This is a genomic window from Parahaliea mediterranea (genome assembly GCF_017255185.1).
GTDB lineage: Bacteria > Pseudomonadota > Gammaproteobacteria > Pseudomonadales > Halieaceae > JAFKCZ01.
This window is the reverse complement of record NZ_JAFKCZ010000002.1, coordinates 19,068-30,725: the sequence shown is the minus strand read 5'-3', so window position 1 is coordinate 30,725 and position 11,658 is coordinate 19,068. Positions and strand designations below refer to the sequence as shown.

Annotated in this window: 7 protein-coding genes; 2 read left to right on the top strand and 5 right to left on the bottom strand. The window is 66.7% G+C overall.

The window, feature by feature from the left end:
* Positions 1 to 182: 182 nt before the first annotated feature.
* Positions 183 to 1,742: a hypothetical protein gene (locus JYP50_RS02590; RefSeq protein WP_206558913.1), complete on the top strand. Its 1,560-nt coding sequence runs from the start codon at positions 183 to 185 to the stop codon at positions 1,740 to 1,742.
* Positions 1,743 to 1,828: 86 nt separating this feature from the next.
* On the opposite strand, the gene JYP50_RS02585 is transcribed toward JYP50_RS02590, so the two are convergent.
* Together JYP50_RS02585 and JYP50_RS02580 are read right to left on the bottom strand one after the other, a co-directional pair.
* The gene (locus JYP50_RS02585; RefSeq protein ID WP_206558912.1) at positions 1,829 to 3,508 is read right to left on the bottom strand and encodes a GMC family oxidoreductase; all 1,680 of its coding nucleotides are present in this window, start codon (positions 3,506 to 3,508) and stop codon (positions 1,829 to 1,831) included.
* Positions 3,509 to 3,985: 477 nt separating this feature from the next.
* Positions 3,986 to 6,484: a TonB-dependent receptor gene (locus JYP50_RS02580; protein ID WP_206558911.1), complete on the bottom strand. Its 2,499-nt coding sequence runs from the start codon at positions 6,482 to 6,484 to the stop codon at positions 3,986 to 3,988.
* A 269-nt stretch (positions 6,485 to 6,753) separates the two neighbouring features.
* Between JYP50_RS02580 and JYP50_RS02575 the strand changes: the two genes are divergently transcribed.
* Positions 6,754 to 8,505 (top strand): amidohydrolase family protein, encoded by a 1,752-nt coding sequence (locus JYP50_RS02575; protein ID WP_206558910.1) that lies wholly within the window; start codon positions 6,754 to 6,756, stop codon positions 8,503 to 8,505.
* A gap of 6 nt (positions 8,506 to 8,511) precedes the next feature.
* Here the strand turns inward: JYP50_RS02575 and JYP50_RS02570 are convergent, their stop codons facing one another.
* The 3 genes from JYP50_RS02570 to JYP50_RS02560 all read right to left on the bottom strand — a co-directional run bounded on the left by JYP50_RS02570 (position 8,512) and on the right by JYP50_RS02560 (position 11,601).
* On the bottom strand, positions 8,512 to 10,086 hold the full coding sequence (locus JYP50_RS02570) for an inorganic phosphate transporter (RefSeq protein ID WP_206558909.1): 1,575 nt from the start codon (positions 10,084 to 10,086) through the stop codon (positions 8,512 to 8,514).
* A 150-nt stretch (positions 10,087 to 10,236) separates the two neighbouring features.
* Positions 10,237 to 11,091 (bottom strand): PA2778 family cysteine peptidase, encoded by an 855-nt coding sequence (locus tag JYP50_RS02565; protein ID WP_206558908.1) that lies wholly within the window; start codon positions 11,089 to 11,091, stop codon positions 10,237 to 10,239.
* Between the two features lie 138 nt (positions 11,092 to 11,229).
* Positions 11,230 to 11,601: a PA2779 family protein gene (locus JYP50_RS02560; RefSeq protein ID WP_206558907.1), complete on the bottom strand. Its 372-nt coding sequence runs from the start codon at positions 11,599 to 11,601 to the stop codon at positions 11,230 to 11,232.
* Positions 11,602 to 11,658 lie beyond the last annotated feature (57 nt).

The following is an 11,658-nucleotide window of genomic DNA, read 5'->3' as shown; positions in this document are numbered from 1 at the left end:
CGGTATTTCAGGGGCGCCCGGCTCCCGGTGCCGACCGGGTTGCGGCGCCGGAGAGCAGTTTGATATTCACAGGGCCATTGCCGGCAACCGCCGGCACGGTCGCGAGGAAGCAGTATATGTACCGTGTTGTTATGTGGGCCCGGGCCACCATAGTACTTTACACCGCAGTTGTTTGCATTTTTGTGACGCCAACCGCCGCCGGCGCGGGAGCGGAGTGCCTGCGGCAATTTTGTCCCGGCCTGGCTGTATCGCGGGAGCAGGTACTCGACTGGCACCGCCACAAGGATGCCGGCGGCCCGACCTTTGCCGGCACCGCCAATTGGCAAAACTACATGGATCTCATTGAGCGCGAGGCGCGCGCCTTGGGGATGGTGGATGTGCGCCGGCATCCATTCCACTACACGCGCTGGTGGACCTCCGAGTGGCCCGATCGCAGCGGTTGGTCACTGCGTATCGGCGGGCGTGACATCGACGTGGCGCACTACGGCGCCAATTCGGGAAACACGGGTTCCGGGGGCGTCACCGCGCCGGTGGTGGTCCTGACCGGGGCCGAGCTTGCCGCGCTGCCGGACCCGGCGGTACTGGCGGGCAAGATCGTTGCCCTGCGGATCGCCGCCACCGACTTCCAGCGACAGGAGCCGGACTGGTGGTACGCACCGCCCGACTATCCCTACGCGGTGGGCCAGTGGCTGGAGGTGGAGCAGACCGTGGCCGCCAGTACCGCCTCGCAGTTGTTCGCCGCCAACCTGCAGGGCCGGCTGCCCTTCCCGGAGCCGCATTTTCTCAAATTGATCAAGCAGTCGCGGGCGGCGGGGGTGGCGCTGATCTTCGATATGGCCGACGCGCGGGTGCGCGGCCTGTACAGTTTTCCGGTGCCCGGCATCTACGATGTGCCGACGCTGTACCTCGGCCGGGAGGCGGGGCGCGAGCTGTTGGCGGCCGCGCGCGAGCACGCCGCCGCCACCCTCACTCTCGATGCACGGCAGGAGCTGACCGAGGCGTACCAGCTGGCGGCGGTGCTGCCCGGGCGCCACTACGGCAGTGACCGCGACGAAATTATCCTGATGATTTCCCACACCGACGGGCCCTCGATCTCGCAGGAGAACGGTCCGCTGGGGCTGCTGGCGATGCTGCGCTATTTCGCCGCGATCGATCGCGGCGACCGCGACAAGAGCTTGATGCTGTTCCTGGACAGCCGGCATTTCATCCCCGACCGCGAACACGCGCTGCCGGCCTACGACATCGAGCGCGTGTTGGGGCCGGGTGGCGCGTTGGCGCCGGCCCATGGCCGCCTGGTCGCCAGTGTGCACCTGGAGCACTTGGGGCAGCGGGAATACGCGGAGCGCGACGGGCGGTACCTGCCCACTGGAAGCCCGGAACGGGGCGCTTACTACGTCACCGGCTACCGCGACCTGATCGACATCGCCGAAACGGCGCTAAGGCGGCACCAGCCGAGTCGGCAGGTGTTGCGTTCCACCGACATTGCCGGTATCCACGGCCGGTCCCAGGGCCATTGGTTCGGTCTCGGCCACCACCCGCGGCGGTTGGGCATTGAGGCCATCGCCGCCAATATGGTTTCCATGGGGGCCTATTGGTCCACGGCCGCGGGTCTGGACTATCTCGACCCCGACCAGTTTCTTCGCCAGGTCAATACGATGACGGATGTTGCCGCGGGGCTGATGCGAGGCGATATCGATAAAATCCTGTCGGAACCGATAAAGGCGGCGACGCTGGGGGATTAGGCCGCGTCGCGGGTCAGCGCTTGATCTGGCCGGCGAGCAGTTTGGCCACCTTTGATCGTCCAGGGCCTCGTGGCCGGCCGGTGCGCTCATCCTGCGGTCACCTCGTACTCTCGGCTGGGTGTCCCCGCCGCGGCGGTGCTGTCCAGTGGCACGCCGGTGTCCCGCAGCAGCAGGTCGGCGCACTTTTCGGCGATCATGATGGTGGGGGCATTGGTGTTGCCCGAGACCAGGGTCGGCATGATCGAGGCGTCCGCCACCCGCAAGCCGGCGACGCCGCGCACCCGCAGGCGCTCGTCCACCACCGAGCCGGCATCCGAGCCCATGCGGCAGGTGCCCACCGGGTGGTACACCGATTCCGCCTGTTCGCGTATGTATTGCAGGATCTGCTCATCCGACTGCCGGGCTGGTCCGGGGAGGTACTCCGGGCCCCGGTGCGGATCCAGCGCCGGGGCGGCAAAGCAGGCGCGCACGCGACGCACGGCGGCCACCAGCGCGCGTTCGTCGCCCTCGCGGGCGAGGTAGTTGGCGCGGATCGCCGGCGCCAGGCTCGGGTCGGAGCAGTGGATGTGGATACTGCCGCGGCTTTCCGGTCGCAGGTGGCAGACCGTGGCGGTGGTGCCGGGGCGGGATTTCATGTTGCCGGCGCTGTCGTACTCGCTGGCGGCGGGGGCGAAGTGCACCTGGGCGTCGGGTCGATCGATGCCCTCGCCGCTGCGGAAGAACACCCCGACCTGGGCCGCGGGATGGGCCAGCAGGCCCTCGCCGCGCAGGGCGTAGCGGCCGAGGTTTTTCAGCAGGGCGAGGGGGCGACTCTCCTCGTAGAAAGTGGGCACGCCGTGTAGGCCCTGTATCACGTTCACCGTCAGGTGGTCCTGGAGGTTCTCGCCCACCGCGGGCAGATCCCGCACCACCTCGATGCCGAGCCTGGAGAGGTGTTCGCCGTCGCCGATACCTGACAACTCCAGTACCTGCGGCGAATTGACCGTGCCGCCGCAGAGCACGATTTCGCGGCGCGCGCGGGCTCGCTGGGGTTTCCCGGCGGCTGTCCCGCGACGGCGGTATTCCACCGCCACCGCGCGCCCGTCCTCGATCACCACCCGGCTGACCAGGGCGCGGGTGAGTACGGTGAGGTTGGGCCGCCCGCGCACCGGATCGAGGTAGCAGCGCTTGGCGCTCTGGCGCCGTCCGCGGCGGATATTTTTTTGGTAGTAGCCGACGCCCTCCTGCCGCGCGCCGTTGAAGTCGGCGTTGTAGGGCAGGCCGGTTTCCATCGCCGCCTGCACGAAGATATCCGCCAGGGCCATGCGTTCTTCGGGCCTGAATTCCTCCACCCACAGGGGGCCGCCGCGGCCGTGGAAGGCGTCGGCTCCCTCGGCCTTGTGTTCGCCGCGCTTGAAATAGGGCAACACGCTGTCGTAGTCCCAGCCGTTGCAGCCCAGGTCTGCCCAGTGGTCGTAGTCCTGCCGCTGGCCGCGGATGTAGACCATGCCGTTGATGGCGCTGGTGCCCCCCAGTACCTTGCCCCGGGGCCACTTGATGCGCCGCCCCGCCAGCTGCGGCTCCGCCTCGGTCCGGTAGCACCAGTTGAGGGTCTTGTGGTTCATCAGGAAGGCAAAGCCGAGTGGAATGTGGATCATCGGGTGGCGGCCCTCGCCCCCGGCCTCGATCAGCAATACCCGCCGGTTGGGCTCCCGGGACAGGCGGTTGGCCAGGGCGCAGCCGGCGGATCCGGCGCCGACGATGATGTAGTCGTAGTCGTCGCTCATTGGGCCGCCCGCGCCGCGTCAGTCGCCGATCGGTTCACGATGGGTGCGCCGGGCCGTTCCAGGACCGCGATCAGCGGCCGTTCGGCGGTCACCTCTTTCACGACGTCGCATTCGCCCCGGGCGCCGGCCACCGCGTCCACGACCCGGTGGGCGTGCCAGGTCGTCGTAGGGCATGCCGGCGGTGTGGCTGGCGGAATCCAGCGGGTTGGTAAAGGGGCAGCTGTTCATGGCTCACTCCGCTCGCCGCTAATTTATTATTAGGTGCCGGGTGGCAGGTCTTGCCCGTGGGGTGACCGGCATATTCGCTCTGCGAGTGTATAGCTGCCCTGGCGCTCGCGCAGGGGCAATTGCCGGCCGCGGATACCGCGGCGCAAATTGGTTTAGCAGGGCAAACCGGCGGCGCGGTTGGCGGGAGATACTGGCAATGGCGGGCCCGGCTACAGGGCGCGGTCGGGCCCGCCAGGGGAGGTCGACGGGCTAGAAGTGGTAGGTCGCGCTGAGTCCCAGGGTGCGCGGCTGCGCGATCATCTGGCGATTGCCGTTGCCATACCAGTTCTCGAATACCCCGGTATCGTAGCTCCAGTCGGTGGCGGGGAAGGCCCCGGTGACACCTTCCTCGTTACCGAGGTTCTTGCCGTAGAGCGTAATGTTCCAGTTGTCGGTATTCAAAGCCACCGAGGCGCCGAGTAACCAGAAGGCGTCGTGCACCTGGCTGACCGCGGCCGTGTCGCTGATGTAGTTCTTGGCCTCGGACTGGTAGTAGGCATTGATCCGCGGGGTCAGGTACACACCGTCGCGCAACTGCCAGGGATAATCCAGCGAGGCGCTGAAGACATTTTCGGGTGTGCCGGGGAGAGTGGTGCCCGACGCTGCGATCACGGCGCCGTTTTGCGGGCTGATGAAATTGGCTTCCAGCTCGGCTTCCACGTAGGTATAGCCGATACGGTAGTGCAGGGTGTCGCCGAGGTAGCCATCGACCTCCAGTTCCACGCCGATGGTGGAAGCCTCGTCGCCATTGAGCGCGACGTAGAAGCCGTAGAGCTCGGTGGTGGCGTTGAGCTGGGGGTCCCGCCAATCGACATAGAAGGCGGACGCGGTGAACGACAGGTTGTCGAGCCTTCCCTTGATGCCCAGCTCGTGGTTGAGCACGGTGTCCTTCTCGTAGCTGCGCAGGGACTCGGCGTTGGGCTCGCCGAAGGGGTCGCCGTTCTCGGCGCTGGGGACCGCGCTGGCGCCGCCGCGCCGGTAGCCCTCGGACACGGTGCCGTAGAGCATGAGTTGCGGGTTGATATCCCAGGACAGGTTGAGTTTGAGCAGGATATCGCTGTCGCTGTCCTGCGAGCGCGGTACCGGTGAGGCGGTCCAGCCCTCCACCAGGGGGAAGCCCATCAGGGTGTCGTTCACCGTGTCGTTGTCGAACCACCGCAGCCCACCGGTCAGGCGCAGGGACTCGGAGAAGTTGTAGGTGAGTTCGCCGTACAGGGCGAGCTCTTCAAAGCTGACCTCGCGCAGGTACTCGTAGTCGATCTCTGTCAGGCCGTCGTAAAAGCGCGGCCAGAAGTTGTCGCACACCGCATCGCCGGTGGCGCGGCAGGCGTCGTTGAATACGTCCATGCCCGGGTTGTAGCTGTTCTGGTAGACCTCCTGTTCCTGGTCCAGGTAAAACGCGCCCGCCAGCCAGTCGAAGCCGGCAACCTGTTCGTTGGAGACCAGCCGCAGTTCCTGTACCAGGGTTTTGTCGCGGTAGCCGCGTTCCGCACGCTGCGCCGGCCGCGGCCAACCGGAATAGCCAAAGGCGGTGATCCAGTCGCGACTTTCGTCCGCCCCGGCCTCGCCGCCGCTGACCCACAGCGCGCCGTTGTCGCTTTCGCCCACGCCCTCGTTGTCGAAGTAGGAGGTATTGGAGGTCAACGTGGCAAAACCCAGGTCCCATTCCAGATCGAGGCTGTACAGGTCCACCTCCCTGGATGAGGGCTCCAGCAACACCTGCCCGGATTCCAGCTCGTCGTAGTCGAAGCGCAGCGGCGAGCCCTGCGGTTGATTGTTGTCCCCGAGGGTGACCGCCCGGCGGCCGCCGACCTCGTCCTCCTGGTGCTGGACAGTGGCCAGCAGGCTCAGCCGATCGGTGATATCCCAGCGCAGGGCGGCGCGGGCGTAGTCGATCGCCACATCGTCGGCGTCCTCGCGATTGCCGTAGCAGGCGCCGTTGTGCAGCACCTGCTGGTCGGTGGCGTCCCGGGGGTCGACGCAGTCGCCGTCCACCGCGATCAGGGGTTCGCGATGGCTGTTGAGGCGGTAGGCGTTGACGTAGTCGACGACGCCGTCATTGTCGAGGCGGCCGGCGCTGGCGCGCAGCGCCAGGGACTCCGCAAGCGGCACGTTGATCATGCCGAAGAGGTGGGTGTTGTGGCCGTTGGAACCGGTGGTCTGGCTGTAGTCCACGTCCACCTGGCCCTCGAGGGCCTCCGTGTGCGGCTTGTTGGAGATGTAGCGCACGGTGCCGCCCAGTGAGCCGGAACCGTACAGCGTGCCCTGGGGGCCGCGCAGGACTTCCACCCGCGCGATGTCCTTGAGCACGAAATTGGCGAACAGGGGGGTGTTGTCGACATAGGTGGAGACCGTGGGCACGGCGTTGAGCGCAATATCGCCAGTGAGTCCGCTGTCCACGTTGAGGCCGCGTATGATGATGCTGTTCACCATGCCGGAATTGCGATAACCGCGGTCCATGACCGATACCCCGGAAATGGAGCGCAGCAGCTCGGCCTGGTCGGTGATTTGCTGCGCGGCGATTTCGCCGCCATCCATGGCGGAAATGTTGTAGGGAATGTCCTGCACGCTCTGTTCGCGCGCCGAGGCGGTGACCACGATCTCCTCCAGCCTGGGGCGCTCCTGCGCCACGGCCGGCAACGTCACCGCCAGGGACGCTGCCACGGCGGAGAAGAGAAATTTGTGCTGGAATCGCACTGGATGTTGCATAGTACCTCCCGATCAATCGCTTATTATTCAGCTGGCGGCCCCGCGTGCGGCCTGTCGCCGTTGCGGGGTGCGCTGCTTCTGCAGGTGCGATTCTAGATGGGTTGGCCCTCCCGTCCCCGGTGCCAAATCTCCTGTTTGCGGTGAGCCGGGCTCACCACGCGCGGCGACCCTGGGTCACCATGCCGTGCGCACAATGCAACACCATGGGCCGGTGCGCTGCTTTACCATCGCCCTTGATCGATCCGCGACGCGAATAGACGGGAGTGCATGTGCTGGGTATATCAATGTACAGCCGGTGGCTGGTGATCTGCGGCTGCCTGTTAACACTGCCGGCGCTGGCGGTCGAAGCGGATTATGTGTTGCGCGGCGGGGCCGTCTACACGGTGGATGAGGCCCGACCCTGGGCCAGCGCCGTGGCGGTGGCGGGCAAGCGGATCGTCTATGTCGGCGATGACACCGGCGCCGCGGACTACATCGGTCCCGCCACCGAAGTGATCGACGCCGCCGGCAAGATGGTTTTGCCGGGTTTTATCGATTCGCATGTCCACCCCATCTGGGGCGGCAAGACCTTTACCGAAGTGAATCTCGGCGAGGCCGGCAGCGCGGCGGACGTGGGAGGGGCCCTGCGCCGCTACCGCGAGGCGAACCCCGGGGCGCGGTATATTACCGGGGGCGGCTGGGTGAGGGAGAACTTTGGCGAGTCGAGCCCGCGCCGGGAATGGATCGATGCGGCGGTCGGCGATATCCCGGTATTGTTGCACGATCATTTTGGCCATACCGCGCTCGCCAATTCGGCGGCCCTGAGCCTGGCGGGCGTGGACGCGAGTACCCCGGACCCCGCCGGAGGCCACTTTGAGCGCGATCCCCGCACTGGTGAGCCGACCGGATTGATACACGAAGACGCAGCGATCGGCCTGGTCGCGGACCGCATCGTGCGCGACCCGGAGGCGGCCTACGCGAATGCCCTGAAGCAGGCCCTCGCCTACCTGAACAGCAATGGCATCACGTCGTTCCTCACCGCCTACGCGGTGGGCGATCCCCTGGGCCAGGCCTTTGTCGACCTGTACGAGCGCGGCGAGCTGAGCGCGCGCACTACCTTGTCGTTCAAGGTCTCCGGCGAGGTGCCGGTCGACGCCTTGATTCCCGCGCTGCGGAAACGGCGGGCGGAGCTTGAGCGATACGATCCGGCCTTTATCCGCGCCGACCGGGCGAAGTTGTTCCTCGATGGCGTGGTGCTCAGCCACACGGCGGCCATGTTGGCGCCCTACGCGGGCGAATTTGGCGCCTACGACAGCGAGGGCTACCTGTTCGACGGCGATCAACTGCGCCGCTATTGCGCCGCATTGAACGAAGCGGATTTCGGCCTGCATTTCCACACCGTGGGCGACGGCGCGGCCCGCCAGGCGCTGGATGCGGTGGCCTATCTCCGGGAAAACCAGGGCGAATTGGCGCGCCGCCCGACGATATCCCACCTGACCGTTGTATCGCCACGGGACTACGCGCGTTTCGCGACTCTCGGCGTGGTCGCCAATGCCCAGCTGTTCTGGGGCAAGCACCAGGAGATTATCGCCAGGGTCGAGGACTACCTGGGGCCGCGGCGCAAGGGGCATATCTACCCCTACGGCAGTATCGCCCGGGCGGGAGGGACGCTGGCGGCGGGCAGTGATTGGCCGGTGTCCACGGCCAATCCCTTTTGGGCGATGGCGGTCGCCGCGACGCGCCCCTATGTCGGTCTCAACGCCGGCGGCGACAACCCGCTGGCCGGGTGGGATCCCGCCACCGACGCGGCCTGGCTGCCGGAACACCGGGTGGATGTGGCGACCATGATCCGCGCCTACACGATTGAAGGCGCCCGTTTGCAGTTGCGGGACGACCAGGTGGGTTCCCTGGAAGTGGGCAAGCTGGCCGATCTGGTCGTGGTCGACCGCAACATCCTCGACATCCCCGTGGCGCAACTACCGCGTACCCGGGTGTTGTTGACGATGGTGGACGGCCGGATCGTTTACCCGCGCCCTCGTTAAACCGCCTCAGAATACCGCGCGCAGGATCAGGAAGCAGGTACAGCTCAGTAGCGCCGCGGCGGGCAGGGTGATCACCCAGGCGGCGGCGATGGGCTTCATCAGGTTCCAGTTGGTGGAGCGGTTGACCAGGCCGATGCCGAGCACCGCGCCCACCAGGATGTGGGTGCTGGAAACCGGCAGGCCCATGGTGGAGGCGATGAGTACCACGCTCGCGGCGGACAGCTCGGCGGTAAAGCCGGAAGCCGGATGCATGCGGGTGAGTTCGGTGCCCACCGTGCGGATCACTTCCTTGCCGATAAACCACAGCCCGGCCACCAGGGCGATGCCGAAGGTGAGCATGGCGGCGGTGGGCACCGGCGCCTTGGGGTTGATCTCGCCGCTGTGGAGCACGTCGAGAATGGCCGCGAAGGGGCCGATCGCGTTGGCGATGTCGTTGGAGCCGTGGCTGAAGGCGAAGCCGGCGGCGGTGAACACCTGCATCCAGCTGAACAGCAGGAAGGTGGATTTTTCCAGGGAGCCGCCGCGCTGGGTGCGGGCCAGGATGTAGATCGCCATCCACACCGCCGCGGCCACCATCAACACGATCAAGCCGTTTTGCAGGTCCGAGGATTCCAGCTTCAGGTTCTTCAGGCCCTTGTACAGCAGCATCATGGTGATGATCATCGAGCCCCCCGCGGCCAGCAGCGGCGTATAGACCACCAGCGCCTTGTGGGCGTCGACCTCCTGCTTTTCCTTCTCCAACTGGTACAGCTGCTTGTAATAGTCCGATTCGAAATCGTCCTCGCTGGCCTCTTCCATGGCGTTGGCGCTGGCCGCGTCCCGGGCCAGCGCCCCGGTGTAGGCGATTTGCTGGATCTCGGTCATGCGCTCGGTGATGGTCTTGTGTTCCTTGCGCAGCGCTTTCTTGCGCTGCTTGATTACCTGCAGCTGTTCCTGGGCCGCGTCGTTGTAGGAGAGGATGTGCTTCTTGATGTAGAAATAAATGACGTAGGAGCCGAGCCCGCCCAGCACCGGCGACAGCACCCAGGAGATGGCGATGGTGCCGATCTGGCTCCAGTGGACCAGGCTCAGGGCCTGGTCCATGCCCGCGCCCACCCAGCCCAGGGTGATGGAGCTGCCGACGATGCCGCCGATGATGGAGTGGGTGGTGGACACCGGCCAGCCCCGGTTGGTGGCGATCAGCAGCCACAGGGCGGCGGCCAGCAGGGCGGACATCATGATGTACACGAAATCCATGATCTCGAACTCGGGCTCCCCGGTCAGGGTGCCCAGGTCGACGATGCCCTTGCGGATGGTGTCGGTGACCGCGCCGCCGGCGATCATCGCGCCGCTGACCTCGAAGATGGCGGCCACGATCAGGGCCTGCTTGATGGTCAGGGTGCCGGCGCCGACGCTGGTGCCGAAGGAGTTGGCCACGTCATTGCCGCCGATATTGAAGGCCATGAACATGCCGAAGGCGGTGGCCAGCAGGAAGATCAGCAGGCTGCCGTTACCGGTGTAGCCGACGCCCCACCAGGTGAAAAAACCAGCTGCGGTTACCAGGAGGATGAAAAAACCCAGGCTGATTTTGTCATTGAGCATGCAGTGGTCGTCCCCGGTTTGTCTGTGAAAGACGTTGGTTCTCGTCAATGTATGAATTCGTCGGGCAACCGGGCCGCGCGCGAACAGCCCGGACGGGGCATGATGGCGGATTTATGTGACGAAATTATTGCAGTTTGGCGACGCTCGCCATCAGTCGCCAAGGGGGCAGGGGGAAATGGCCGGGGCGGAGGCCGCCGCGCGGGAGATTGCCCGGGCCGTGTCGCGCAGGGCGGCGCCCAGTCCGGGCGAGGCGGGCGACTGTTCCAGGGCGGGGGCGATCACCGTGCTGGCGCGGTGATGACAGCCCCGTGCGAGCAGCAAGTCGGCGTAGTTGTTGCGCGCGGCGAGGTGCGCCGGGCGCTGGTCGAGCAACTGCCGATAGAGGGTGGCGGCGCGGCCGTCGCGACCGGCCCGTCGCGCGGCGTTGGCGGTGGCAAAACGGATGTCGCCGTGATCGGGCCAGCGCGACAACGAGGTTTCCCAGGCGGCGAGGGCAGCCTCGGGGCGCAACAGTCCCTCGGCGTCGGCGAGCGCGCGCAGGGCCTCGTCCGGGGTGACGGTGGCGGGTAGTTCGCCGGGGCGCGCGGTGACAATGGCCCAGCGCTCGGCCCGCGACCAGCCCAGCAGGAACAGGGCGTGGGATTCCCGCCGCCGGCCCTCGGTTCCCGAGCGCAGCACCCATTGCCCCCGGTGGGCGTCGTAGGCGACCACCACCGCATAGTGCCAGCGCGGCAGCGCGGCGAAGCCCTGGTTTTGCAGCACCAGAACGGGGCGCCCCGCCGTCAGTTCCTCCAGCAGCGCGTCCACGGTCCCGGGGATGCGGTAGGGGACGCGGCCGTGACGCCGCACCGCGGCCAGCAACTCGGGTTGCAGGCTGCCCTCGCGCGCCGGCAGGTAAACCGCGGGCGCCAGGGCCTCGGCATCCACGTCGACCCCGCTGTGCCACAAGGTGGTGGCCAGCGCCGCCGGCCCGCACTGGTAGCGCGACTGCGGGAAAAACGGCACTCCGGGGACGCTCGCGCTGTCGGCCGCCGGCGGTGCCGGCAGGGGCGAGCCGGCACATGCGACCAGGCCCAGCGCAGCGACGAGCGGCGCCAACCGCGGCAGTTTTCGTCCCCGGCCCGGATAGGGCACGGCGGGCCGTCAGATCTTGCTGAACACGTCGGTGACGCCGACGATTTCCAGGATCAACAGCACGATGAACACCGCGCCGATCAGGCCGAGGATACCGCCGGCGGGCATCTCGTCCATGCGTGCATTGAGTTGTTGCAGTTCGGCGGGGCTGAGCGCGGCAATGCGGGCCTCGGCCTGCGCCGGGGACACGCCCAGGGCGACCAGCTGCTGGCGCACGTCATCGCGGGCCAGGGCGGCCTCGACGCGGGCCAAATGGGTTCCGTGATCGGCCTGGGACAGGTAATCCGCGGTGGAGAACACGGCGGCCTGGGCGGAGGAGAAGGTGGTGGCACAGACAAGCACCAGGGCATGTACCAACATCACTGCCCTTGAAGTAATCATAATTGCGTTCCTTAATAGCTGGAGATTATGTTGCCGATCTTAAAGTACGCGGCCACG